The 22,637-nt window shown below is 69.5% G+C and carries 22 protein-coding genes, 1 tRNA gene and 1 pseudogene; 13 read left to right on the top strand and 11 right to left on the bottom strand.

Annotated features, from left to right (window positions below):
• The first annotated feature begins 95 nt into the window (after positions 1-95).
• Together mshA and ABZ796_RS02250 are read left to right on the top strand one after the other, a co-directional pair.
• Positions 96-1,352: a D-inositol-3-phosphate glycosyltransferase gene (gene mshA / locus ABZ796_RS02255; protein WP_357334275.1), complete on the top strand. Its 1,257-nt coding sequence runs from the start codon at positions 96-98 to the stop codon at positions 1,350-1,352.
• Complete coding sequence (locus ABZ796_RS02250; RefSeq protein ID WP_357334274.1) at positions 1,349-1,861, top strand: YbjN domain-containing protein; 513 nt, start codon at positions 1,349-1,351, stop codon at positions 1,859-1,861. The genes mshA and ABZ796_RS02250 overlap by 4 nt, the downstream gene beginning before the upstream one ends.
• Here the strand turns inward: ABZ796_RS02250 and ABZ796_RS02245 are convergent, their stop codons facing one another.
• Both ABZ796_RS02245 and ABZ796_RS02240 read right to left on the bottom strand, forming a co-directional pair.
• Positions 1,862-2,764 carry a DMT family transporter gene (locus ABZ796_RS02245; protein WP_357334272.1) on the bottom strand — a complete coding sequence of 301 codons (903 nt, stop codon included), beginning with the start codon at positions 2,762-2,764 and terminating at the stop codon, positions 1,862-1,864.
• 188 nt (positions 2,765-2,952) lie between these two features.
• Entirely contained in the window at positions 2,953-3,936 is a 984-nt protein-coding gene (locus tag ABZ796_RS02240; RefSeq protein ID WP_357334271.1) for a helix-turn-helix domain-containing protein, read from the bottom strand.
• Positions 3,937-4,007: 71 nt separating this feature from the next.
• On the opposite strand from ABZ796_RS02240, the gene ABZ796_RS02235 reads away from it, so the two are divergent.
• Entirely contained in the window at positions 4,008-5,297 is a 1,290-nt protein-coding gene (locus ABZ796_RS02235) for an MFS transporter (protein WP_357334269.1), read from the top strand.
• Positions 5,298-5,302: 5 nt separating this feature from the next.
• Here the strand turns inward: ABZ796_RS02235 and ABZ796_RS02230 are convergent, their stop codons facing one another.
• From ABZ796_RS02230 to ABZ796_RS02220, 3 genes are all read right to left on the bottom strand, one after another.
• Positions 5,303-6,247 (bottom strand): hypothetical protein, encoded by a 945-nt coding sequence (locus ABZ796_RS02230; RefSeq protein ID WP_357334267.1) that lies wholly within the window; start codon positions 6,245-6,247, stop codon positions 5,303-5,305.
• 128 nt (positions 6,248-6,375) lie between these two features.
• Positions 6,376-7,053, bottom strand: coding sequence for a response regulator transcription factor (locus ABZ796_RS02225; protein WP_008360778.1), 678 nt, complete (start codon positions 7,051-7,053; stop codon positions 6,376-6,378).
• Complete coding sequence (locus ABZ796_RS02220) at positions 7,050-8,207, bottom strand: ATP-binding protein (protein WP_357334265.1); 1,158 nt, start codon at positions 8,205-8,207, stop codon at positions 7,050-7,052. Before ABZ796_RS02220 ends, ABZ796_RS02225 begins: the two co-directional genes overlap by 4 nt.
• A gap of 120 nt (positions 8,208-8,327) precedes the next feature.
• Here ABZ796_RS02220 and phoU point away from each other — a divergent pair, with 120 nt between their 5' ends.
• Positions 8,328-8,978 carry a phosphate signaling complex protein PhoU gene (gene phoU, locus ABZ796_RS02215; protein ID WP_357334264.1) on the top strand — a complete coding sequence of 217 codons (651 nt, stop codon included), beginning with the start codon at positions 8,328-8,330 and terminating at the stop codon, positions 8,976-8,978.
• Positions 8,979-9,117: 139 nt separating this feature from the next.
• On the opposite strand, the gene ABZ796_RS02210 is transcribed toward phoU, so the two are convergent.
• Genes ABZ796_RS02210 through ABZ796_RS02200 form a run of 3 tightly spaced genes read right to left on the bottom strand, consistent with a single transcriptional unit; the run spans position 9,118 to position 11,551 of the window.
• Positions 9,118-9,858 (bottom strand): phosphoglyceromutase, encoded by a 741-nt coding sequence (locus ABZ796_RS02210; RefSeq protein WP_357334262.1) that lies wholly within the window; start codon positions 9,856-9,858, stop codon positions 9,118-9,120.
• Positions 9,858-10,646 (bottom strand): hypothetical protein, encoded by a 789-nt coding sequence (locus ABZ796_RS02205; protein WP_357334260.1) that lies wholly within the window; start codon positions 10,644-10,646, stop codon positions 9,858-9,860. Before ABZ796_RS02205 ends, ABZ796_RS02210 begins: the two co-directional genes overlap by 1 nt.
• Positions 10,647-10,705: 59 nt before the next feature.
• Positions 10,706-11,551, bottom strand: a complete 846-nt coding sequence (locus ABZ796_RS02200; protein WP_357334258.1) for a UbiA family prenyltransferase — start codon at positions 11,549-11,551, stop codon at positions 10,706-10,708.
• A gap of 235 nt (positions 11,552-11,786) precedes the next feature.
• Between ABZ796_RS02200 and ABZ796_RS02195 the strand changes: the two genes are divergently transcribed.
• Both ABZ796_RS02195 and ABZ796_RS02190 read left to right on the top strand, forming a co-directional pair.
• Complete coding sequence (locus tag ABZ796_RS02195; protein ID WP_008360791.1) at positions 11,787-12,272, top strand: CarD family transcriptional regulator; 486 nt, start codon at positions 11,787-11,789, stop codon at positions 12,270-12,272.
• Between the two features lie 79 nt (positions 12,273-12,351).
• Positions 12,352-12,966, top strand: coding sequence for a hypothetical protein (locus ABZ796_RS02190; protein ID WP_357334256.1), 615 nt, complete (start codon positions 12,352-12,354; stop codon positions 12,964-12,966).
• Positions 12,967-12,989: 23 nt separating this feature from the next.
• Here ABZ796_RS02190 and ABZ796_RS02185 read toward each other — a convergent pair whose 3' ends face one another.
• Positions 12,990-13,694 (bottom strand): 2-C-methyl-D-erythritol 4-phosphate cytidylyltransferase, encoded by a 705-nt coding sequence (locus tag ABZ796_RS02185; RefSeq protein ID WP_357334254.1) that lies wholly within the window; start codon positions 13,692-13,694, stop codon positions 12,990-12,992.
• A 251-nt stretch (positions 13,695-13,945) separates the two neighbouring features.
• Between ABZ796_RS02185 and nirD the strand changes: the two genes are divergently transcribed.
• From nirD to ABZ796_RS02155, 6 genes are all read left to right on the top strand, one after another.
• Positions 13,946-14,308 carry a nitrite reductase small subunit NirD gene (gene nirD / locus ABZ796_RS02180; protein WP_357334252.1) on the top strand — a complete coding sequence of 121 codons (363 nt, stop codon included), beginning with the start codon at positions 13,946-13,948 and terminating at the stop codon, positions 14,306-14,308.
• A gap of 24 nt (positions 14,309-14,332) precedes the next feature.
• Positions 14,333-14,815: a 2-C-methyl-D-erythritol 2,4-cyclodiphosphate synthase gene (ispF, locus tag ABZ796_RS02175; RefSeq protein WP_357334250.1), complete on the top strand. Its 483-nt coding sequence runs from the start codon at positions 14,333-14,335 to the stop codon at positions 14,813-14,815.
• A gap of 30 nt (positions 14,816-14,845) precedes the next feature.
• Positions 14,846-16,255, top strand: coding sequence for a cysteine--tRNA ligase (gene cysS, locus ABZ796_RS02170; protein ID WP_357334248.1), 1,410 nt, complete (start codon positions 14,846-14,848; stop codon positions 16,253-16,255).
• Positions 16,255-17,211, top strand: a complete 957-nt coding sequence (rlmB, locus tag ABZ796_RS02165; protein ID WP_357334247.1) for a 23S rRNA (guanosine(2251)-2'-O)-methyltransferase RlmB — start codon at positions 16,255-16,257, stop codon at positions 17,209-17,211. Before cysS ends, rlmB begins: the two co-directional genes overlap by 1 nt.
• Positions 17,212-17,261: 50 nt before the next feature.
• Entirely contained in the window at positions 17,262-18,788 is a 1,527-nt protein-coding gene (locus ABZ796_RS02160; protein WP_357334245.1) for a metallophosphoesterase, read from the top strand.
• A gap of 98 nt (positions 18,789-18,886) precedes the next feature.
• Positions 18,887-20,677: a hypothetical protein gene (locus tag ABZ796_RS02155; protein ID WP_357334244.1), complete on the top strand. Its 1,791-nt coding sequence runs from the start codon at positions 18,887-18,889 to the stop codon at positions 20,675-20,677.
• Here ABZ796_RS02155 and ABZ796_RS02150 read toward each other — a convergent pair.
• A pseudogene (locus ABZ796_RS02150) lies at positions 20,674-21,366 on the bottom strand (alanine:cation symporter family protein); the annotation flags it as partial. The gene ABZ796_RS02155 and the pseudogene ABZ796_RS02150 sit on opposite strands and share 4 nt — an antisense overlap.
• A 318-nt stretch (positions 21,367-21,684) precedes the next feature.
• On the opposite strand from ABZ796_RS02150, the gene ABZ796_RS02145 reads away from it, so the two are divergent.
• Positions 21,685-21,760 (top strand) — tRNA-Thr (locus tag ABZ796_RS02145).
• 9 nt (positions 21,761-21,769) lie between these two features.
• On the opposite strand, the gene pdxY is transcribed toward ABZ796_RS02145, so the two are convergent.
• Complete coding sequence (pdxY, locus tag ABZ796_RS02140) at positions 21,770-22,618, bottom strand: pyridoxal kinase PdxY (protein WP_357334242.1); 849 nt, start codon at positions 22,616-22,618, stop codon at positions 21,770-21,772.
• Positions 22,619-22,637 lie beyond the last annotated feature (19 nt).

Below are 22,637 nucleotides of genomic sequence, written 5' to 3'. Positions count from 1 at the left end.
GTCCCACGATCGAAGATGTTCGCGCGGGCGGGAATGACGAGCGACATCGCGGTGTTGAGGACCTGGATGTGAACTCGACGAGCAAAGGGGCAGGAATGATCCACCGCGTAGCGATGGTCAGTCTGCACACCTCTCCGCTCGACCAGCCGGGCACCGGCGACGCCGGCGGGATGAACGTCTACGTGCTCGAGCTCTCCCGGCGGCTGGCCACCCAGGGGATCGCGGTCGACATCTTCACGCGCGCGACCTCCTCGCGCCTGCCGCAGGTCGTGGAGGCGTACGACGGCGTGGCCGTCCACCACGTCCACGCGGGCCCGTTCGAGGGACTGGCCAAGGGGGACCTTCCCGGGCAGCTGTGCACGTTCGCGCGTGAGGTGCTCCGCGCGGAGGCGTCCAACCCGCCGGGTTACTTCGACGCTGTGCACTCCCACTACTGGCTCTCCGGCCAGGTCGGGGCGCTCTCCCGCGACCGCTGGGGGGTGCCGCTGGTGCACTCCATGCACACCATGGCCAAGGTCAAGAACGAGGCGCTCGCCGAGGGCGACAGCCCCGAGCCCGAAGCCCGGGTGATCGGGGAGGAGCAGGTGGTCGAGGCGGCCGACATGCTGATCGCCAACACCGACCTCGAGGCCAAGCAGCTGATCAACATGTACGACGCGGAGCCGGGTCGCGTCGCCGTCGTGCATCCCGGGGTCGACCTGCGGGTCTTCCGCCCGCGCGGGCGGGCCGCGGCGCGGGCCGCGCTCGGCCTCCCGGCCCGGGCTCACGTGCTCCTCTTCGCCGGTCGCATCCAGCCGCTCAAGGCCCCAGACGTACTCCTGCGGGCGGCCGCGGTCATGCTCGCCCGCGACCCGTCCCTGCGCCGCAACCTCGTCGTCCCGATCGTCGGCGGTCCCTCCGGATCCGGTCTGGAGCATCCGACCGGGCTGGCCGATCTGGCGGCTGAGCTGGGGATATCCGACGTGGTCCGGTTCGTCCCGCCGGTGCGCCAGGACGAGCTCGCGAGCTGGTACTCCGCCGCCTCCGTCGTCGCCGTCCCCTCCTACAACGAGTCGTTCGGCCTGGTCGCCGTCGAGGCCCAGGCCTGCGGCACCCCCGTCGTCGCGGCCGCCGTCGGCGGTCTGACCACCGCGGTGCACCACGGCCGCAGCGGGCTCCTGGTCGACGGGCACGACCCGGCCCAGTGGGCCGACGCCCTCACCAACGCCATCACGTCCCACTCGCGCTGGTCGGCGCTGGCCGACGGCGCCCGCAGACACGCCCAGGACTTCTCCTGGGATCTCACCGCACGCAATACGCTCGAGGTCTACGAAGAGGCCAAGATGTCGATGCGTGAGGAGCTGACGGCATGAGTGCGGATTCGCGGGCGGACCTGGAAGAGGTCGTACGCGGCTGGCTGAAGTCCAACGACCTGACCTGGGACGAGACGTCCCAGCCGGGAGGCGAGGTGGTGTTCTCGTTCTCGCTCCCGGGCGAGCGCAAGCTGCAGACGCCGGTCCGGCTCGACCTGGGACAGCACGCCCTCGGCGTACACGCCTTCGTCTGTCGCCGTCCCGACGAGAACTTCGAGACCGTCTACCGCTGGCTGCTCGAGCGCAACCTGCGGCTCTACGGGGTCGCGTTCGGACTCGACCGCCTCGGCGACATCTATCTCGACGGCCGGCTGCCGCTCGCGATGGTCACCGCGGACGAGCTCGACCGCCTGCTCGGCGCGGTCCTGACGTACGCGGACGAGTCCTTCAACACCATCCTCGAGCTCGGCTTCGCCTCCTCCATCCGCAAGGAGTGGGAGTGGCGCAAGCTGCGCGGTGAGTCCACCGCCAACCTCGAGGCGTTCCGGGGCTGGCTCGAGAAGGAGTGATCAGCGCGGGCGGCGGCGGGTGATCAGCACACCCGCGATGCACATCGCACCACCGACGAACGCGAGCGCGGGCGGCACCTCGTCGAGCACCAGCCACGCCATCAGCGCCGTGATGAACGGCACCAGGAACGTCGACTGTGCGAACTTGCCGGCATCGGAGTGGGAGAGGGCATAGGCCCAGGTCACGAAGGCAAGAGCGCTCGGGAAGAGGCCGAGGTAGACGATCCAGCCGACGTTGGCGACGCTGATGTCGGGGATCGTGGTGGCCAGCTCGAACGACCAGGGCAGGCAGATGACCAGGCCGGCGATGGCGTACCAGAACGTCAGCAGCAGCGCGCTCATCGTCGGCAGCAGCTTCTTCTGGGTGAGGACGCCGACCGCGAAGGTGAGCGCCGCGACCACCGAGAGGGCGACGCCGATCCAGTCGCCGGTGTCACCGTTCGCCGAGGCGCGCCCGATGACGACGACACCCGCGAAGCCGACGCCGGTGCCGATCAGGATCCACCGGTGGATCGTCTCCTTGAGCACGAGGCCGGCCAGCAGCGCCACCACGATCGGCCCGACCTGCACGATCAGCGCCGCCGTCGCCGCGTCGATCCGGCGCTCGGACTCGTTGAGCGCCAGGTTGTAGACGCCCAGCCACGACGCGCCGCCCAGAGCGATCAGCGGCCATTCCTCCCGGGTCGGCAGCCGGAACCCGCCCTTCAGTGCGAGGTAGGCGCCGAGCGCCGCGACCATCACCACCAGCCGGCCCAGCGACAGGCTTCCCGGCGGGACGGTGTCGCCCAGATGACGGATCCCCACGAACGCCGACGCCCAGAGCACCAGCGTGACCCCACAGGCCACCAGTGGCTTCCAGAGCGGTGTCGTGGTTGCGGGTGCTGGGTCGATCGTCGTCGTCACGGTAAAAGGCTAGAACTCCGTACGCCTCCGGGCGAGCGGATAACCGTCATCGATGTTCGACATCCCGCCATCCAGCCCCGCCGAGTCTGTAGTTCTGTCGCGCGAGTCTGTAGTTGTGGGCGGCGAACCTCTACTTTCGTCGCCCACAACTACAGACTCGGCCGCCAAAAGTGCGGACTCGGCTGGGGTCAGCCGCGGAAGGTGCGGCGGTACGCGGTGGGGGTGATGCCGAGGGCGGCGTGGAAGTGGAGGCGGAGGGACTGGGCGGTGTTGAGACCACAGCGGGCGGCGACCTGCTCCATCGAGAGATCGGTGGTCTCCAGGAGCGTGCGGGCGAGCTCGATGCGCTGACGCTGCAGCCAGCGGCCGGGGGAGTCGCCGGTCTCGTCGCGGAACCGCCGGGTGAAGGTGCGTACGGACATCGAGACCTGGGCCGCCATCGTCTCCAGGCTGAGCGGCTGGTCGAGATGGTCGAGGGCCCAGGCGGTCGCCGCCGAGATGCCGGTGTCGCCGGGAGCGGGTGCATGGTGCCGGATGAACTGCGCCTGTCCGCCGTCGCGGTGGGGAGGTACGACCGTCACCCGGGCGACGCGGTTGGCGACCGCGGCACCGTGGTCGCTGCGTACGACATGCAGGCAGAGGTCCAGGCCGGAGGCCACGCCGGCGGAGGTGAGGATGTCGTCGTCGTCGACGAAGAGTACGTCAGGGTCCAGCTTGACCTGCGGAAACAGTGTCCGGAAGTCGTCGGTGTGAGCCCAGTGGGTGGTCGCCGGGCGGCCGTCCAGGAGGCCCGCGGCCGCGAGTGCGAAGGCGCCGGTGCAGATCGACATGATCCGCGTGCCGGGCCGGATCAGGTCGAGCGCCTCCTTCAACGGCGCCGACAGCACCCCGTCCGAGACCGTCGGGTAGTCGCGGCCGAACTTCGGGATCACCACGGTGTCCGCCTCCGCGAGCGCCTCGGGCCCGTGCGGCGCGAGCACGACCACGTCCGAGTCCGACTGCACCGGTCCGGGGCCGTCGGTAGTGCAGGTGACGACCTCGTAGAGCAGCCGGTCCTCGCTGTCGCGGGCCTTGCCGAAGATCCGGTGCGGGATGCCGATCTCGAACGGGATGAACCCGTCCTGGATCAGCACCGCGACCCGATGGGGAGCTGCCACCCATACATCGCTCATGGCTGGATCTTACCGATAGATGTCAATCAGGCCACTGTCCGGAGTGATGCGAACTCGGGATGATCATCCCCATGAGCCAGACGACGACCCCACCGGTCGGCGGCCGTACCTCTCCGCGCCGCCCCCGCATCCACCCCGCCTGGTGGGTGGCCGCCATCGCTTTCGTGACCATCGTCGGCGCGGCCGCCTTCACCGCGGCGCCGGGCCTCCTGGTCGGTCCGCTGCACGATGAGTTCGGCTGGTCTCGCGGCACGATCGGCGTCGGGATCACGCTGCAGCTCGCGCTCTACGGCCTGACCGCGCCGTTCGCCGCCGCTCTGATGGACCGCTTCGGGATCCGTCCGGTGGTCGGCGTCGCGCTGACCATGATCACCCTCGGCTCGCTCGGCACCGCCTGGATGAGCCAGTCCTGGCAGTTCGTCCTCGGCTGGGGCGTCCTGGTCGGGGGTGGCAGCGGCTGCATGGCGCTCGCCTTCGGCGCGACGATCACCACCCGCTGGTTCGACAAGCGACAGGGCCTCGTCAGCGGCCTGTTGACCGCCGGCGGCGCCTCGGGACAGCTGATCTTCCTGCCGGTGCTGGCGATCCTGATCGGCGAGTTCGGCTGGCGGGCCGCCTCGGTCACCATCGCCCTGGTCGCCGCCGCGGTGATCCCGTTCGTGCTGCTCCTGCTCCGCGACTACCCGGCGGACGTCGGCCTCGCGCCCTACGGCGCCTCGCAGATCGTGCCGCGGCCCGCGCCCGTGACCGGCGCCGCGCTACGCACCGTGCGCGTGCTCGGGATGGCGATGCGTACGAAGGCCTTCTGGCTCCTCGCCGGTGCCTTCGCGATCTGCGGCATCACCACGAACGGCCTGATCAGGACCCACTTCGTGCCTGCCGCGCACGATCACGGGATGGCCACCGTCGCGGCCGCCTCGCTGCTCGCCGTGATCGGGATCTTCGACGTCGCCGGGACCATCTTCTCCGGCTGGCTCACCGACCGTTTCAACCCGGTGGTGCTGCTCGGCGTCTACTACTCGCTGCGCGGGATCTCGCTGATCTTCCTGCCGATGCTGCTGGCGCCCGAGGTGCACATCCCGATGGTGTTCTTCATCGTCTTCTACGGCCTCGACTGGGTCGCCACCGTCCCGCCGACGCTCGCGCTCTGCCGCGAGGTCTGGCCCGAGGACGCCCCGATCGTCTTCGGCTGGGTCCTCGCCTCCCACCAGGTCGGCGCCGGCCTCGTCGCCTGGGTCGGCGGCGTCGTCCGCGACGTCACCGGCTCCTACGACCTGGTCTGGTACGCCGCCGGCGCGCTCTGCGCAGCCGCCGCCCTGATGTCGCTGGTCGTGCCGCGCGAGCCGATGGGCCAGGCGTAGCGGACTCACCCGCCGGCGCACTCGTCACTGTCGCCGCCGGAGTAGCAGACATGCGCGCCGGGGGAGGGCTCGGAATCGACCCGCTCGGAGGCTGGCCGCTCGGGGGAAGGCCGCTGCCAGTCGATCGCGGGCACGGCGAACAGAACTGCGCTCACCGCGACGACGAAGGCGACGACCAGGAGTGCGATCATGACCGACCATGCGAGGAGAGGGACCTGGTGGACACCGGGTGTCGTGAAGATCTGGGACGCGTACGCGAGGAACTCGCCGAACAGCATGTCGGGGCGGTCCTCGATGCCGTATCCAGGCCGGATCATCGGTCCGATCGCGGTGAGGGCGATGACGACCGTCTGGACCGTCCACACCCCGGCCAGCACGAATGGCCAGGTCAGGAGGGCGAATAGTCCGCGTGGTCCGCGTTCGACGCTCAGCACGAGCACGCCGGCCAGTACCGGAACCATCAGCCAGACCCACCAATGCGTCGTCGACAACGTGGGCGGCACGATCTGGCCGAACCAGTTGTACGTGGCGCCGGCCAGCGGCGCGAGAGCGAGGCCGCGTGACCAGGACGGGCCGAGCGCGGCAACCAGTCCGAGAGCGACTGCCACGACCACGACGAGCACGGTGATCAGCTGCAGTGTCCGGAGCATGAGCTCGAGGTAGACGCCACGCTCGCCCAGCACGTGGATGGTTGCGAGAGCGATCAGAGCGACCCCGCTGCTCGCGGCAGCGATCGCCGCCGCCGGTCGGTCGCGCCGGACCGCGGCCGCAGCGCCGCCGAGCGTACCGGCGACGATGGCGACCGCGACCAGCTCACCCATGGCTGCGGCATCGAACGGTGATGCGTCTGGAAGTACGCCGGGCAGGAAGCCGACGAGCCAGGCGAGCGCCGCGATCAGGACGATCGCGATCACCGGGATCGTGGGCGGTCGGGCGTCGGTGGGAGTCACACGCGAATCCTGCAGGTAGAACCACATGCGGCACATGAGTTCGGACGCTCAACCGCGTACGCGTAAACAGATCGTGGGAGTCGTGAGGTCAGCCTGTGACCTCACGACTCCCACGTCGGAACGACTTCCTACAGGTCTAGCTTGTAGCCCAGGCCTCGCACCGTCACCAGGAACTTCGGCTCGGACGGGTCCGGCTCGAGCTTGGCGCGCAGGCGCTTGACGTGTACGTCGAGGGTCTTGGTGTCGCCGACGTAGTCGGAGCCCCAGACGCGGTCGATGAGCTGGCCGCGAGTCAGGACGCGGCCGGGGTTGCGCAGGAACATCTCGAGGAGCTCGAACTCCTTGAGCGGGAGGCGCTGCTCGTTGCCGTCCACGGTCACGACGTGGCGCTCCACGTCCATCCGGACGGGCCCGGCCTCGAGCGTGGCGGGGGCGGCGTCGGGCTCGGTGCCGCGCCGGAGGACGGCGCGGATCCGGGCGACGAGCTCGCGGGGGGAGTAGGGCTTGGTGACGTAGTCGTCGGCGCCGAGCTCGAGGCCGACGACCTTGTCGACCTCGTCGTCCTTGGCGGTCACCATGATGACCGGGACCGATGAGGTGGCCCGGATCTGCCGGCACACCTCGGTGCCGGAGAGGCCGGGAAGCATCAGGTCGAGCAGCACGATGTCTGCCCCGTTGCGGTCGAACTCCTTCAGAGCGTCGGTGCCGTCCTCGGCGACGGCGACCTCGAAGCCCTCCTTGCGGAGCATGTAGGACAGTGCCTCGCTGTAGCTGGCTTCATCTTCGACGACGAGTACCCGGGTCACGGGCGTTCCTCCTTGCTTGTGCCGGACTGCCCGGCAGTTGGTAGGTGCTGGGGCAGAGTGAGGGTGAAGGTGGAGCCCTGACCCTCCTGCGACCAGACCTTGACCTCGCCACCATGTGTAGCGGCGACGTGCTTGACGATCGAGAGGCCGAGGCCGGTGCCGCCGGTGGAGCGGTGGCGGGCCGGGTCGACGCGGTAGAAGCGCTCGAAGATCCGGTCGATCTCCGTGGACGGGATCCCGATGCCCTGGTCGACGACGGAGATCTCGACGGAGCCGTCGGTCGCGCGGGTCGAGACGGTCACGGTCGAGCCGGGGTCGGAGTAGGCGACCGCGTTCGAGACCAGGTTGGTGACGGCGGTCGAGACCTGCTCGTCGTTGCCGAAGACGTGCAGCCCGGCGGTGCCGGCGCTGACCACGTTGATGCCCTTGGCGTCGGCATCGACCGTCGAGGCGTCGACGGCGGCCGCGATGACCTTGTCGACATCGACCGCGATCGGTGCTTCCAGGGGCTCGTCGCCCTGGAGCCGGGAGAGCTCGATGATCTGCTGGACGAGCTCGGTCAGGCGCTCGGACTCGGTGATCATCCGGTGCGAGAAGCGGCGTACGGCCTCGGGGTCGTCGGAGGCCTCGGTGACCGCATCGGCGAGAACCCTGATCGCACCGACCGGCGTCTTGAGCTCGTGGCTGACGTTGGCGACGAAGTCGCGGCGTACGGCCTCCACGCGGCGCTCGCGGGTGCGGTCCTCGACCAGGGCGAGCGCCAGGCGCGTGCCGAGCGGAGCGACGCGGGCGGTGACGTGCCGCGAGGCCCCGTTGGCGCGTGAGATCACCAGCTCGGTCTCACGGATCTGGCCGTCACGGCGCACACCGTGGACGAGCTCGGACAGCTCGGGCGAGACCAGCGAGGTGCCGCGCACCAGGCCCAGGGCGTACGCCGGGGCGCTGGCCTTGAGCACCGTGTCGTGCTCGTCGACGACGACCGCGCTGCTGCGCAGGACCGAGAGGACCGCGGCCACCTCGGAGGGAACCTTCGGGGCTTCGACCTCGGGGATCCGGCGCCGGGAACGCTCGCTCATCGCCCACGCAAGCACCGCCGCTCCGGCGACGACAGCGCCGAGGAGCGCAGCAAGAAAGGCCTGCGTCGTCGAGTCCACACGATCAGGGTAAGCCCATCAAACACCCAAACTTCGCCTCTGGACGTCTCCGCGCCGAACGTTCACCGTCGGTTCACTCGGGATGAAGATCAGTACATGTCGAGTGTCTAGGATCGGCGCATGCGCGCTGCTTTCCATGAGGACCTCGATGCCATCTTCACCGATCTCACCAGTGTCTGTGAGCTGGTGTCGGTGGCCGTACGCGACGCCACCACCGCTCTCCTCGAGGCCCGCAACGACCTCGCCGAGCAGGTGATCGACAAGGACGTCGAGATCGACGACGCGCGCGAGCGCATCGAGGAGAACGCCCTCGAGCTGCTCGGTCTCCAGTCGCCGGTCGCCGGCGATCTCCGCGTCATCGTCGCCGCGCTGCGGATGATCTCCGACCTCGAGCGGATGGGGGACCTGTCTGTCCACGTCGCCAAGATCGCCAGGCTGCGTACGCCGAACAAGGCCGTCCCCGAGCTGGCCCAGCCGACCATCGCGAAGATGGCCGAGATCGCCGAGCAGATGGTCGAGCGCACCTGCGAGATCCTCCGCAGCCGTGATGTCTCCGCCGCTGCGGACCTGGTCGCCGACGACGACGAGATGGACCGGCTGCGGCGCAAGTCGTTCGCCGAGCTGCTGGGCCAGGACTGGACCCACGGTGTCGAGCCCGCCGTCGACGTGGCCCTCCTGGGTCGCTACTACGAGCGGATCGCCGACCACGCCGTCACGGTGGCCAACCGGGTCGTCTTCGTGGTGACCGGCGAGACTCCCGCCGACTCCTGAGAAGCCGAGTCGGCTCGTCCTGGCAAAAACAAGGCCGAGTCGGCTCGTTATAACGAGCCGACTCGGCGAGGATCTTGGTCAGAACGAGCCGACTCGACCGGAATTCGTGTCAGGACGAGCCGACTCGGCGGGTTTGTTGCTACTGCTTGCCCTGGTTGGCGACGGCCTCGGCAGCGGCGGCCGCGGCCTCGGGGTCGAGGTAGGTGCCGCCTGCGACGATCGGCTTCAGCGACTCGTCGAGCTCGTAGACCAGCGGCTGGGCCGTGGGGATGTTGAGCTTGGCGATCTCGGTGTCGGAGATGTTGTCGAGGTGCTTGACCAGTGCGCGCAGGCTGTTGCCGTGGGCGGTGACCAGGACGGTCCTGCCGGCCCGGAGGTCGGGCACGATCGCGGACTCCCAATAGGGGATCATCCGGGCGACGACGTCCTTGAGGCACTCGGTGGCGGGCACCTCGATGTCGGCGTAGCGCGGGTCACCGGCCTGGGAGTACTCGGAGTCGGGATCGATCGGCGGGGGCGGTACGTCGTAGGAGCGACGCCACAGCTGGAACTGCTCCTCGCCGAACTTCTTCAGCGTCTCGGACTTGTTCTTGCCCTGGAGCGCGCCGTAGTGGCGCTCGTTGAGGCGCCAGTCGCGGCGTACCGGGATCCAGTGGCGCTCGGCGGTGTCAAGGGCGATGTTGGCGGTGTTGATCGCCCGGCGCAGCAGGCTCGTGTGGACCAGGTCGGGAAGGATCCCGGCCTCGGCCAGCAGCTTTCCGCCGTTGACGGCCTCGGCCCGGCCCTTGTCGGTGAGGTCGACGTCGACCCAGCCGGTGGACAGGTTGAGCGCGTTCCACTCGCTCTCGCCGTGACGAAGAAGGACGAGCTTGTAGGTCATCAGTGCGCTTCCTCGGCGCCGGGCAGGGCGGCCGGGGGGAACTCGCAGGAGTAGGGGTCCTCGGAGACGGTGCCCGCGGACTCGCCGTGGCTCTCGGTCTCGGTGCCGGACTCGGTGCCGGACTCGCCCTCGGTGGCGTGCTCGCCCTCGGCGGACTCGTCGGCCGGCAGGGTCGACGCCTCCTCGGTGCCCTCGGCAGCTCCCTCGGCGCCCTCGGATGCCTGGGCCTCCGCGTTCTTGCCCTTCTTGGCGGGCTTGGTGGTCTCGTCGACGGCGGCGACGACCTCGGCGTACGGACCACACTGGGCGACCACCGGGACGGAGATCGTCTTCTCTTCACCGTCGGAGAGGGTGAAGGTCATCGGGATGATGTCGCCCGGCTTGAAGTCGCCGGTGACCGCGATGCCACCGACGGTCGGGTCGGCCAGGTTGATGATGCCGGAGGTGGGCAGCTCGATCGGGGTGAACGACTCGGGCGTGACCGTCTCCTCGGCGTCGGCCGCGGTGGTGATCCCGGTGACCGACGGCAGCTCCTTGCCGGCGACCGCCGGGTTGATCGCCGGGTCGAGCGAGAAGGTGCCGACCAGGACGCCGGAGCCCTCCTGCGCGGTCACGATGCGAGCGGCGTTGATCCGGACGGCGCCGTCGAGCGTCGAGCCACCGTGGCTGATCTCGTTGGGCCGGTCGGTCGCGTAGTCGAAGCTGTTGCAGGCGGTGAGCGCCGGGAGGGCGAGAGCCACGAGTGCGCCCGTCACTGCGAGCCGCTTCTGCATAACCTTGGTCGTCACGCGCGACACTCTATCCGCCCGATCTCGCCGGAATAAAAAGGGTCAGCATCGGGGAAGGGTCAGGCACGCAGTCCGACCGCGCCCGCGGCGTACAGCATCCCGGCGATCACCGCGGCGATGTAGACCAGCGTGACGAGGAGGAGCCTGCCGGCCCCGAGCTTCAGTCCGGCCTTGAGCGGCAGGTACGTCCATTTGTCCTCGTGGTCGGCGACCAGGCCCCACAGTGCGGTCAGGAAGTGGACACCGACACCGAGCGCCGCGGCGAGCACGACCAACACCCAGTGGGGCGGTCCGCCCGCGGACTCACCCGCCCAGCCGGCGTAGGAGAGGTAACCGGGGTAGCAGGCGAACGCCGCCGCCCACAGGACCCAGGAGAAGAGGCCCTTGCGCAGCAGTACGTTGGCGAGCATCCCGATCACCAGCGAGCCGAGGTAGAACAGCCCCGCGACGGTGCCCGAGGTGACCGAGAGCGGAATGACGAGCAGTACGCCGCAGCACAGCGCGAACCAGACGCCGCCGGGTTCGAGGCGGCCGTCCGAGATCGGCTTGCCCTCGCGCTCGTGTCGACGGTCGACGACCTGGTCGACGAGGTCGTTGTGCCAGCCGAGCACGGCCTGGCCGACGAGCGCGGTGACCGCGATCAGCGCCACCTCGCGTGTCGTCAGCCCGGCGAGGACGGCCGCGGCCGACAGCCCGATCGCGGTCAGCACCGCCTGACGGGGGTGGGCGGAGCGGATGAGGAGGAACGGGGCCCAGTTGCCGACCTTGTCCATGACGCTTTCTCTGCCCGCCGGGGCATCAGGAACGGCCGACGCACTGGCCTGCGTCTCTTCCGGGTCCTGATCCTGGGCGTGCGACGACACGGTGAAGATGGTCTTGGGGGCGCTCTGCGATGCATTCGCCATGGCGGCAGTATCGGGCACGCGGCCGAGCCGCGCAGGACAACAGGCGGGCTACGGCGAGATTTCGCAGTCGTTTCGAAATCAGCCATGTTGCCACGCCCGGCGGGCCTGCGCGCGCGGAACCACACAAGTTGTCCATCTGTCAACCCCAGATTGAGCCCCTGACCTGCGCAAACACGGAATCCGAATTCTAAGATCCGTGGTAGACTTATGGACCTAGGAAGGGGTACCTAAAAATATGACTTTCACCGTCGGCGAGACCGTCGTATACCCGAACCATGGCGCGGCCGTCATCGAAGACATCGAGATGCGCACCATCAAGGGCGAGGAGCGGCAGTATCTGGTCCTCCGCATCATCGCTCAGCAGGACCTCGTGGTGCGTGTTCCGGCCAACAACCTCGAGCTCGTCGGAGTTCGAGACGTCGTAGACAAGGACGGGCTTGATCGAGTCTTCGAGGTGCTTCGTGCGGAGCACGTCGAAGAGCCGACCAACTGGTCGCGTCGTTACAAGGCAAACCTGGAGAAGCTGCACAGCGGCGATGTCATGAAGGTCGCCGAGGTCGTGCGTGACCTGTGGCGTCGTGAGCGTGACCGTGGCCTCTCCGCCGGGGAGAAGCGCATGCTCGCCAAGGCACGCCAGATCCTCGTCTCGGAGCTCGCGCTGTGCGAGCACACCAACGAAGACAAGGCTGAAGTCCTCCTCGACGAGGTGCTGGCCAGCTGAAGCTGGTTTCGGTCTGCGTTACAGGCTCCGGGTTATCCCGGGGCCTGTTTCGCGTCTTGGGGCGGATACGGTGACCTCCATGGAGGATCCCTACGCCGGTTACGACGAGATCGACGAGACCGTCGAGGTTCCGCCGGCGCTCGGGATCGTCGCAGACGAAGGCAGAGGCTCGCTGCCGTTCACGTTGATCCACGGTGAGGCGCTCGTCGCCGCGGCGACCTGGTCCCTCGGTGAGTCCGGGGTGACCCCCGTCGACTTCACCACCTCCTGGGAAGGGATGGTCGCGGCCGAGGAGCCGCTGGTCCTGCACGACTCGCTGTGCCCGATGACCCCGCCGGCATTCATCGCCCACTGCGTCTCGACCGCGCTCGCGCGCGAGGCGGTCGTGGTCGGCGTACGCCCGGTCACCGACACGGTCAAGAACCTCCTCGTCGAGGACGGGGTGCCGGTCCTGGGCGCCACCATCGACCGGTCCTCGCTCGTCTCGGTCGCCTCGCCGATCGTGCTGCCGCCCGCTGTCGTCGCGGCGCTCGACGACTGGCCCGAGGGCGACTTCGCCGAGATCGCCGGCGCGCTGGCCAGCCGGTTCCCGGTCGTCTCGGTCGAGGCGCCGTCGGTCGGCCGCCGAGTGGGGTCGCTCGACGACGTACGCCTGCTGGAGGCGCTGTCGTCCGACGGCTCGGTCCGGGGTTAACACGGTGTCACCCCCAGGACCGCTCAGGTGAGCAGCGTCGTCACCGCGCCGAGGTCGTCGGCGAAGGTCACCTTGAGGTTCAGCGGCGTGCTGGGTACCGCGACGATGCGTACGCCGGAGGCGTAGCGCTCCAGGGTGGCGCCGGTGTCGGTGCCGTCGAAGCCGTCGGCCGCGGCCCGGGCGTAGGCGGCCAGGAGGTCGGCCGCGCGGAACGCCTGCGGAGTCTGTACGCCGACGAGCGCGCCCTCCACGGGCTGCAGGTCGCGCGTGGAGAGGTGGGTGAGCGGGGCAGCGGGGATGGCGCCACCGTGCTCGCGGGCGACGCCGATGACCGCGGTGAAGAGGTCGGGCGACACCAGCGGCCGGGCGGTGTCGTGGATCGCGACCACGTCGATCCCGTCCTCGTCGCCGACGGCCTCGATGTCGGGCCGGAGCACGGCGAGCGCGGCCTGCTCGGAGGCATGGCGGGTGTCGCCGCCGACGACCATCACGACCTCACGATCCCCGAGCAGGGGCTGGGCGGCGGCCGCGACCGCCTCCTCGTCGCCGCTGCGTACGACCAGGACGATGCGCTGCACGTCGGGCACCTCGAGGGCGGTCCGGAGCGAGAGTCCGAGGGCTGAGGAGGCCGGATCGTCGGACCCGTCGAGCGGAAGCAGCACCTTGTTGGTGGCGGCTCCGACGCGGGTGCCGGATCCGGCGGCCAGGAGTACGAGAGCTGCGGGCACCCCAGGAGGCTATCCACTGGACGGGAGAAGCGGGCCGATGGGCTGGGCGTCGGTGTTTACGCACCCGTAACAAGCCGAAACAGGAGGTGACCACGACGCCCCATACCGTTCAAAATCCACCGAAGGGAGGACCCGACGAATGTCGACGAAGCGGCTCGGGCCGGCGACGTCATGAGCGAGCGCCAGCGAGCGACCCGAGGCCTCAGGCCGGCGGGTCCGTATTTTTGGCCGTCCTCCACGGAGCCGCCGGCATGAGTGCTCACGCCCAGCGGGACGACCAGGGAGACTGGCAGTCCGTCTGCCAGGTCGACGCGCTCGAGGTGAAGCGCGGCGCCACGGCACTGGTCCACGGGCAGGCCATCGCCATCTTCCGGATGCCCGACGACGTCGTCTACGCCCTGGGCAACCACGATCCGTTCGCCAAGGCGTCGGTGATCGCCAAGGGCATCGTCGGGGTCCGCGACGGGGTGCCGTTCGTGGCCTCGCCCGCTCACCTGCACGGGTTCGACCTGCGTACGGGGAAGTGCCTGGACGACCCGCACGTGGCCATCCCCGCCTACGAGGTCCGGGTCGTCGACGGGCTCATCCACGTCGGGCACCGGAAGGCCGCCTGAGGCGCGTCTGGGAGACTGCGGAGCGTGCAGCTTCCTCTGGTCGGCATCGGGACCGACGTACACAGCCTGGCCGACGGTGTCCCGATGCATGTGGCGGGCCTCGCCTTCCCCGACGAGAAGCAGGGTCTGGCCGGGCACTCCGACGGGGACGTGGCGGCCCACGCCTGCTGCGACGCGCTCTTCTCCGCCGCGGGCCTCGGTGACCTGGGGTCCAACTTCGGCACCTCCGAGCCCGAGTGGGCCGGGGCGGCCGGAGTCGTCCTGCTCGCCGAGGCCGCGCGCCGGGTCCGCGAGGCAGGTTTCGAGATCGGGAACGTCGCCGTGCAGGTGATCGGCAACCGGCCCAAGATCGGTCCGCGGCGCGACGAGGCGAACCAGTCGCTCTCCGCGGCGGCGGGCGCGCCGGTCACGGTGACCGCGACGACCTCCGACGGTCTCGGCCTCACCGGACGCGGCGAGGGCGTCGCCGCGATCGCGACCGCGCTCGTCGTGCGTCGCGATACCTAGGGAACCCGCGTACGTCCCTAGACTTGGGGTATGGCACTCAGGCTCTACGACTCGGCGACCCGTGAAGTACGTGACTTCACACCCTTGCAGCCCGGCAAGGCGTCGCTCTATGTCTGTGGCCTGACCGTGCAGAGCGAGCCGCATGTCGGGCATGTGCGGAGCGGGGTGAACTTCGACGTGCTGCAGCGGTGGCTGCGGGCGTCGGGGTACGAGACCACGTTCATCCGCAACGTGACCGACATCGACGACAAGATCCTGGCCAAGTCCGCCGACCAGGGCCGACCTTGGTACAACCTCGCCTACGACATGCACCGCGAGCTCGACGCCGCCTACGCCTCGCTCAACGTCGCCCGGCCGACCTACGAGCCGCTGGCGACCGGTCACATCCCCGAGATCATCACGCTGATCGAGGAGCTGATCACGAAGGGCCACGCCTACGCGGCTGAGGACGGCTCGGCCGACGTCTACTTCGACGTACGCTCCTGGCCCTCCTACGGCGAGCTGTCGGGGCAGAAGGTCGACGACATGGAGGCCGCCGCCGACGCCGACCCGCGGGGCAAGCGCGACTCGCGCGACTTCGCGCTGTGGAAGGGCCGGAAGGTCTCCGAGCCGGAGACCGCCTCCTGGCCCTCACCCTGGGGTCCGGGACGGCCAGGATGGCACATCGAGTGCTCGGCGATGGCCGGGAAGTACCTCGGTCCCGCCTTCGACTTCCACGGCGGCGGCCTCGACCTGCGCTTCCCGCACCACGAGAACGAGCAGGCGCAGTCCCGTGCTGCCGGCCGGCCCTTCGCGAGCTACTGGCTGCACAACGCCTGGATCACCACCTCAGGCGAGAAGATGTCGAAGTCGCTGGGCAACTCGCTGGTCATCCCGGAGGTCCTGAAGAAGGTACGCGGCATCGAGCTGCGCTACTACCTGGTCGCGGCCCACTACCGGTCCCACGTCGAGTTCTCCTTCGAGGCGCTCGCGGAGGCGGCCGCCGGGTTCCAGCGGATCGAAGGCTTCCTGGAGCGCGCCGCGTCGGTGATCGGAGAGGTTCCCGCCGACGGTGTCGCGTGCGCCGACTTCGTCGAGGCGATGGACGACGACCTCGGCACCCCGGCCGCGGTCGCGGCCCTGCACGAGGCCGTACGCGAGGGCAACAAGCTGCTCGCCGACGGCGACAGCCCGGCGCTGCGTGGGGTCGCCGCGAGCGTCCGCGCGATGCTGGACATCCTCGGGCTCGACCCTGCCGACCCGTCGTGGGGTCCGGCCGGCGGCGACGACGAGAAACTGACCGGCGCACTTGATGTGCTGGTTCGCGGGGTACTGGACGAGCGCGCGGAGGCGCGCGCCGCCAAGGACTGGCCCCGCGCGGATGCCCTGCGAGACCGGCTCAAGGATGCCGGGATCGAGATCGAGGACACCCCTGAGGGTCCGAAATGGAGCGTTAACTGATGGCAGGCAACTCCCAGCGCCGCGGAGCGATCGCGAAGGGACGCAAGAAGGGCGCCCAGGTGGGCACCGGCGGCAACCGGCGCAAGGGCCTCGAGGGCAAGGGTCCGACGCCGAGGGCGGTCGACCGGCCGTACCACAAGGCGCACAAGGCGGCCCAGGCCGCCGAGAAGCGGGCCGGCAAGGGTCCGCGCAAGCGGGCCGCCGGTGACGCCGAGTGGATCATCGGACGCAACTCGGTGGTCGAGGCACTGCGCGAGGACGTACCGGTCAACGGGCTTTACGTCGCCGAGGGCGCCGAGCGCGACGGGCGGCTGCGCGAGGCGTTCCTGCTCGCCTCCGAGAAGGGCATCTCGCTGCTCGAGGTGACCAAGGTCGAGCTCGACCGGCTGACCGGCTTCAACGGCCACCAGGGGCTCGCCGCGCGGATCCCCGCCTATGAGTACGCCCACGCCGACGACCTGCTCGACCGTGCGGCCGAGATCGGCGAGAAGCCGCTCATCGTCGCGCTCGACCAGGTCACCGACCCGCGCAACCTGGGCGCCATCGTGCGTTCGGCCGCGGCCTTCGGTGCCCACGGCGTGGTGATCCCGGAGCGGCGTGCGGCCGGGATGACCGCCGCCGCGTGGAAGACGAGCGCCGGCGCCGCGTCGCGGATCCCGGTCGCTCAGACGGTCAACCTGACCCGGCAGCTGAAGGCCTATCAGGAGGCCGGCTGCATGGTCGTGGGGCTCGACATGGAGGGTGACATCTCGCTGCCCGAGCTGGGTGCCCCCGACGGCCTCGCCGACGGTCCGCTGGTGATCGTCGTCGGCGCCGAGGGCGGCGGGCTCTCCCGCCTGGTCCAGGAGACCTGTGACCAGATAGTGTCGATCCCGATGGCCAACTCCGTAGAGTCTCTCAATGCCGGCGTCGCCGCGTCGGTGGTGCTCTACGCGGTCGCGGAGGCGCGTCGCTGATCTCTCGCCGCACTCTGTTTCGGGGCCTCGCCGTCTGGGCGGGGCTCGGAGTGCTGTGGCTCGTGCTGGCCGTGGCGCTGAGCACGTGGCTCTTCCTGTCCAGCGAACGTCAGGTGGTCCTGGCCGGCCACGACTCGGTCCTGCGCCCGACACTGTCGGGGAAGGCGATCATCCACACCGGACCGGTGCTGCCCGACGTACGCCTGGACGTCGGTGGCCCGGTCGGTGTCGACGTCACCCTCGGGAAGACCGAGCTGAGGTCGATGGACGAGCTCTTCGAGCGCTACGCGGTCCTCGGGTCGGCCCCCGACGGTCAGCGCGCGGTCGTGGTGGAGCAGGTCGAGTCGATGCTCGTCGCGGCCGTGCTCCGCGGCGCCGCGATCTCCTTGGCGATCGTCGCCGGAGGCGTCCTGCTGTGGTGGCTGCCCGGCTCCCGACGCCGCGCCGACCTGGGCAGACGTGTCAAGGAAGCGGCCCGCACACGGCACGGCCTGACCACCGCAGGCATCGGCGTGGTCACGGTGGCCGTGCTCGCGGTCGCGGTCTGGCAGCCCTGGGGCGAGTCCGGAGCACCGGCGTCGGACAAGGAGGCCGGTCCGGTCGCCGGCGACTGGACCCCGCTGGCCGACTTCCTCGGCACGGAGATCCCGGTGCCCGATGAGCTGTCCGACGTGGAGGTCCGGGGCGACGCCTACGCCAACCAGACCCGCCGACTCGTGGCCAGCGCCGTCGACACCTACAACTCCAGCCGGACCTTCTACGAGAAGGTGGTGGCGAAGGTGCCGGACCTGGCGCTGCACGAGCCGGCCGAGGACGAGACCGTGTCGGTCCTCGTCTCCGACCGTCACGACAACGTCGGCATGGACTCCGTGGTGCGCGCGATCGCCGACGAGGGCGGCGCGACCGGCATCCTCGACGCCGGGGACGACACCTCGACCGGCTCCGACTGGGAGACCTTCTCCCTCGACTCCCTCACCGACGCCAGCGACGGCCTGGACAAGTGGGCGGTCACCGGCAACCACGACCACGGCCCGACGGTCGGCACCTATCTGGCCGACAAGGGCTGGACCATGCTCGACGGCGAGGTCGTCGACGGCCCGGGCAGCTCGACTCTCCTCGGCGTCCCCGACCCGCGCACAAGCGGCCTCGGCAACTGGATCGACGCTCAGGGCGTCACCCTCGAGGAGGCCGGCGAGAAGCTGGCCGACATCGCCTGCGACTCCATGGACGACGGCAAGCCGGTCGCGACCCTCCTCGTCCACGACCCGTCCCTGGGCCGCGAGACCCTGCGCCGGGGCTGCGCGACCCTCGTCGTCGGCGGCCACCGCCACGTGCACCAGGGGCCGAGCGAGGTGACCGGCGAGAACGGTCAGATCGGCTGGACCTACACCAACGGCACCACCGGCGGCGCTGCGTACGCCTTCGCGATGGGGAAGATCCGGCGCACCGCCGAGGTCACCCTGATCACCTACGCCGACGGGCAGCCCGTCGGTGTCCAGTCGGTCGAGCTGGAGACCAACGGCGCCCTCACCGCCCACGAGTACGTCCCGCTGGAGCCCCCGACCGCGAGCGAGTGAGCCGGCGAGATTCTCGTCGAGGACGAGGCCGTCTTTACGATGACGCAGTGATCGGTGACCGGCTTTCTTCACAGCGCCCGACGGCGAACCTGCGCGTCATGCGTGTCCTGGCGGCGTCCCTGAGCGTTGCGGTGCTGGCCGGCTGTCTCGAGCGGCTGCACGCGAACGTCGGCGACTGGGGCGTGTTCGTGTTCTGGGCCGTCGCGGGCATCGTGGCGGTGGCCTGGCCCGTGGCGTTCCTCGTGGCCGGATTCGGTGCGACGCAGCGGCAGCGTCGGGCCGTCTTCGTGACCGCCTTCGCCCTGACCGTGTCGAGCTTCGGGCTCCTTCTGCTCGGCTGGGGTCTGGTCATGGTGCTGTACCCGGAGTATGCGGTCGGCTGGTACATCCCGGCTCGGAGCGGAGGTTCCGAGATCGACACCGCTGCCGATGCGACCGGGACCGGCAAGGTCATGGTCGCATCGGGTGCGCTGCTCTCCATCGGCATCATGGTGAGTCTCGGCCGGATGGCGAGTCACGTCGGGGAGCCGGAGGAGTCGCAGCCGAAGAAAAGCAAGCAGAAGAGGTCGAAGCGGAAGAAGTCACAGCCGGAGGATGAGGCGTTGATCCTCCGTGATCAGTTGAGCACAGCAGCGCTGGCGCTGTGGGTCTGCGGGGCGCTCTTCTGGCTCGTCGCGCTCGGCATCGGGCTGATCGCGATGATCCAGTACGACGGGGTGCGAGCGGAGCTGGCCGCGTGCGCCCCCGGATCCGCGTCGTGCGCGACCGATATCTGGGTGGCGAACGAGCTGCCCTGGATCCTAGCGGTGGTGAGCGGGATCGCTCTGCTGCTGGTGATCGCAGCCATCGTGGCGCGGAGATCGCTGTCACGGATCGTGGCGGGCTGGGACGACCTCCCGCCGGCGCTGATGCTGGTGACCGGATGGCTCTATCAGGCCGTCTCGGTCGTGGCCTTGGCCAGCGGCGTCCTCTATGCACGATGGTCCCAGGCGACCTGCACCGGTGGCGGTAGCCTCCGCCGTTGTGGGGTGGAGACTCCGTGGTTCTCCTTCACCGACGAATGGCTGCACTGGGTGATCGTGTGGGCACTCGTCGCGTATGCCGTGCTGGCCTATCTGGTCGTGTTCCCGTTCCTCGCGATCGCCGAGTCGGAGCGGTCCGCGCGTGAGACCGGAGCAACCGGGTCGGCGCGACGTCACGTCCTGATCTATCTGGTCACCCTGGCGATCGTGATCGGACTTGCTGGGTCAGCGGTCGTCTGGTGGCAACGCGCTTCGACCCCGGGCGCGACCTCGGGCACCTGGGAGGAGTACGCCGCCGAGAACATGAGCCCGTCGGCGTACCCGCACCTGGAGAAGGCCGAGCTCGAGGTTCCCCACGGCCGGGACCGGGGCATCCCGGTCGTCGCGAACATCGTTCTCGGGGGTGACGAACCGGAGATGCCGTCGGCGGAGGTCGCTGCGCTCATCGAGAGCGCCTGCTCCTACCGGTCCTCTCGTTGGCGTGCCGGCACGCCGCAGACGTGGGTGCGCCTCGCCTACGGCACCGAGAGCGACAGGTCGCGCTTCGTGCAGCTCGACTGCGAGGCCGGCCACCTGCAGGCTGTCACCGGCCTGCTCGCCTGGATGGAGGAGAATCCGGCCGACGGCCTTGCCGCCGAGGTCGTCCTCAGGTCCCGGGATGACGGCGTGCTCGAGACGGAGCTCTATCTGCCGGACAGCTCGGCCACGAGCTTCCGCAAGGCGCTGATCTATCTGTGCGCCTTGCCCGCCACCGCGGACGTCCAGCGTTCTGGAGCCATCTCCGACATCGCTGCGGACAACAGCATCAGCGACGTCGACTGCGGCGACCCCGATGCCGAGGTCGCCGCCTGGCGGGACCTCGGCTAGACCCGCTCGCGCTCCGGCTCGTACGTCTCCCAGTACGTGGCCCCGGTGATGCCCAGCGCGTGGGGATCGAAGACCGGGTCGAGGCCCTGCTTCTTCTGCTTCTCGTAGTCACGCAGCGCGGCGAACGCGGGCTGCTGGAGAACGAGGATCCCGATGATGTTCAGCCACGCCATCAGTGCGACACCGATGTCACCGAGGGTCCAGGCGTCGCTGGCGGTCGAGACGCAGCCGTAGGCGGAGGCGATCAGGATCACCACCTGGAGCGCCAGCGTGACCACCCGCCCGAGCGAGACCCCGCGCTGGCCGCCGAGGCGGACGGTGGCGTACCTGCCGACGATGAACCGGAGATTCGTCTCGGCCATGTAGTAGTAGGCGACCATCGTGGTGAAGCAGAAGAACGCCAGGGAGATGGCGATGAAGGACGCGCCGATACCTGGGAACACGGTGTCGAAGGCCGACTGCGTGTAGGCCGGTCCGACCTCCGCGCCAGCGGCGAGCACGCCGCCGCCCGCGAGCACGCCGCCGCTCTCGCTACCGCCCTCGAAGACGCGGTAGGCGCCCGTGGACAGCATGAGGAAACCTGTCGCCGAGCAGACGAACAGCGTGTCGACGTACACGGCGAAGGCCTGGACGAGCCCCTGTTTCGCCGGGTGGGAGACCTCGGCCGCGGCCGCCGCGTGCGGGCCGGTGCCCTGCCCGGATCATCTCCGGGAAGTGCCGCACCTGCAGGAACCGCGACCGCACCGAGAAGAACACCCCCACGGCGAGACAGAGGTATACGAGCCAGTTGCTCCACACGACCGCACTGATGGCGCCCAAGATGTCCGTCATCCGTCTTCCCTTCAATTATCCGACGTTCGGATGAGGGGAAACCCTTTCAGACGTCCTCCCCGCGCGGGTTTTCGAGGGATGCCTCAGGGCGCGTCAGGGTCGGGACGACACGCCGGATGCACGGTTGGGCTGGTGACTGGATACGATTGTCCCGCCGTCGCGGAGACGTACGGTATGCCGGTGTAGCTCAGTTGGTAGAGCGTTCGCCTTGTAAGCGAAATGTCGCGGGTTCGACTCCTGTCACCGGCTCCATCATCTGCCTCAGCGGAGCTGAGTGACCTCGTACGTCGTCGGCGGGTTGGCGATGTCGTCCTGGGAGGCGATGAGCTCGAGCTCGCGGCGGCCGGACTTCAACGTGCGGTCGAGGATGGCGAAGAGGGTGTTCGCGGTGCGGCCGAGGGCGGCCGGCGTGGAGCCGGTCGAGAGCAGGTGGGAGAGATAGACGGCCGCGGTGACGTCGCCGCCGCCGTTGGGGGAGATCGGGAGCAGCGGAGTGGTGACCGACCAGGCGCCTTCGTCGGAGACCGCGACCAGATCGATGTGGGTCGGATCCTTGGTGATCACCGAGGTCACCAGCACGTTCGACGGACCGGACCCACGGACGATGTCGACGGCGGCGAGCACCTCCTGGAGGGTGTCGGTCGACTCGAGGCCGGCCAGGAAGTTGAGCTCGAAGTGGTTCGGCGTGATCACGTCGGCGGCGGGGACGACCTGGTCGCGCATGAACTCCGGGATGCCCTCGCGGACGAACATGCCGCGCCCGACGTCGCCCATCACCGGGTCGCAGCAGTAGAGGGCCCGGGGGTTGAGCGCCTTCACGCGGCGTACGGAGTCCAGGATGATCGCGCCGACGGCCGGGTCACCCTGGTAACCGGACAGGACTGCGGAGACGGTGGAGAGGCCGTCGCGCTCGGAGATCCCCTCGATGACCTCGGCGACCTGGTCGGCGGCCACGACCGGTCCACGCCACGCGCCGTAGCCGGTGTGGTTGGAGAAGTTGACCGTGAGCACCGGCCAGACCTCGTGACCGAGGCGCTGGATCGGGAAGACTGCCGCCGAGTTGCCGACGTAGCCGAAGGCCACGTGCGACTGGATGGAGAGGATCTGCATGCGTCCAGTCTCCAACAAA

Source organism: Nocardioides sp. NPDC047086, from assembly GCF_040643685.1.
Lineage (GTDB): Bacteria > Actinomycetota > Actinomycetes > Propionibacteriales > Nocardioidaceae > Nocardioides.
The sequence above is the reverse complement of the archived record's forward strand: the minus strand, read 5'-3'. Positions and strand labels throughout refer to the sequence as shown.

Bases quoted from the DNA above. Each gene is read 5' to 3' on its own strand.
- ABZ796_RS02235 (WP_357334269.1), top strand. From the start codon at position 4,008: ATGAGCCAGACGACGACCCCACCGGTCGGCGGCCGTACCTCTCCGCGC.
- ABZ796_RS02190 (WP_357334256.1), top strand. From the start codon at position 12,352: ATGGAGGATCCCTACGCCGGTTACGACGAGATCGACGAGACCGTCGAG.
- ABZ796_RS02250 (WP_357334274.1), top strand. From the start codon at position 1,349: ATGAGTGCGGATTCGCGGGCGGACCTGGAAGAGGTCGTACGCGGCTGG.
- rlmB (WP_357334247.1), top strand. From the start codon at position 16,255: ATGGCAGGCAACTCCCAGCGCCGCGGAGCGATCGCGAAGGGACGCAAG.
- phoU (WP_357334264.1), top strand. From the start codon at position 8,328: ATGCGCGCTGCTTTCCATGAGGACCTCGATGCCATCTTCACCGATCTC.
- ABZ796_RS02155 (WP_357334244.1), top strand. From the start codon at position 18,887: ATGCGTGTCCTGGCGGCGTCCCTGAGCGTTGCGGTGCTGGCCGGCTGT.
- ABZ796_RS02200 (WP_357334258.1), bottom strand. From the start codon at position 11,551: ATGGCGAATGCATCGCAGAGCGCCCCCAAGACCATCTTCACCGTGTCG.
- cysS (WP_357334248.1), top strand. From the start codon at position 14,846: ATGGCACTCAGGCTCTACGACTCGGCGACCCGTGAAGTACGTGACTTC.
- ABZ796_RS02195 (WP_008360791.1), top strand. From the start codon at position 11,787: ATGACTTTCACCGTCGGCGAGACCGTCGTATACCCGAACCATGGCGCG.
- ABZ796_RS02210 (WP_357334262.1), bottom strand. From the start codon at position 9,858: ATGACCTACAAGCTCGTCCTTCTTCGTCACGGCGAGAGCGAGTGGAAC.
- pdxY (WP_357334242.1), bottom strand. From the start codon at position 22,618: ATGCAGATCCTCTCCATCCAGTCGCACGTGGCCTTCGGCTACGTCGGC.
- nirD (WP_357334252.1), top strand. From the start codon at position 13,946: ATGAGTGCTCACGCCCAGCGGGACGACCAGGGAGACTGGCAGTCCGTC.
- mshA (WP_357334275.1), top strand. From the start codon at position 96: ATGATCCACCGCGTAGCGATGGTCAGTCTGCACACCTCTCCGCTCGAC.
- ABZ796_RS02240 (WP_357334271.1), bottom strand. From the start codon at position 3,936: ATGAGCGATGTATGGGTGGCAGCTCCCCATCGGGTCGCGGTGCTGATC.